A 1,076-nucleotide genomic window follows, 5' to 3' on the forward strand; every position below is an offset into this window, starting at 1 on the left:
CGTAAGGAGGCTGAGCGGAGTAAGAACATGTTCGCGTTGGGGTTGTTGTCGTGGATGTACCACCGTCCGACAGAGGGTACTGAGGCGTTTTTGCGGAAGAAGTTCGCGAAGAAGCCGCAGTTGGCCCAGGCGAATGTGAAGGCGTTTCGGGCGGGGTGGAACTTCGGGGAGACGACGGAGGGTTTCGCGGTCTCCTACGAGGTGGCGCCGGCGTCTTCGGCGTTCGCGTCGGGGGTGTATCGCAACATTTCGGGGAATTTGGCGTTGGCGTATGGGTTGGTCGCGGCGTCGGTGCGGTCGGAGTTGCCGTTGTTTTTGGGGTCGTATCCGATCACGCCGGCGTCGGATATTTTGCACGAGTTGTCGCGGCACAAGAATTTTGGGGTGCGTTCGTTCCAGGCGGAGGATGAGATCGCGGGGATTGGTGCGGCGTTGGGGGCGGCGTTTGGTGGGTCGTTGGCGGTGACGACGACGTCGGGGCCTGGGGTGGCGCTCAAGTCGGAGACGATCGGGTTGGCGGTGTCGTTGGAGTTGCCGTTGGTGGTGGTCGATATTCAGCGGGGTGGTCCGTCGACGGGGTTGCCGACCAAGACGGAGCAGGCGGATTTGTTGCAGGCGATGTACGGGCGTAATGGTGAGGCGCCGGTACCGATCGTGGCGCCCTCGACGCCGGCGGATTGTTTCGAGGCGGCGTTGGAGGCGGCGCGGATCGCGTTGACGTATCGCACGCCGGTGTTCTTGCTGTCGGATGGGTACCTGGCGAACGGGTCGGAGCCGTGGCGGGTGCCGGCGGTGGCGGATCTACCGGATCTGCGGGTGCGGTTCGCGCGGGAGGCTAATCACGAGTTGGCCGATGGTTCGCGGGTGTTTTGGCCGTACAAGCGGGATGAGGTGACGTTGGCGCGTCCGTGGGCGGTGCCGGGGACGGCGGGGTTGGAGCATCGGATCGGGGGGATCGAGAAGCAGGATGGTAGTGGGAACATTTCCTACGATCCGGCTAATCACGAGTTCATGGTCCGTACGCGGCAGGCCAAGATCGATGGTGTGGTGGTGGATGACGTGCGGGTCGATGACCC

1 protein-coding gene is annotated in these 1,076 nt (G+C 63.7%); it reads left to right on the forward strand.

Going from position 1 to position 1,076, the window contains the following annotated elements; genetic code table 11:
• On the forward strand, positions 1-1,076 hold a 1,076-nt coding region (locus tag ACFVFR_RS31850), incomplete at both ends, for a 2-oxoacid:acceptor oxidoreductase family protein (RefSeq protein WP_383708106.1).

This window comes from Streptomyces sp. NPDC057702, assembly GCF_042799315.1.
GTDB lineage: Bacteria > Actinomycetota > Actinomycetes > Streptomycetales > Streptomycetaceae > Streptomyces.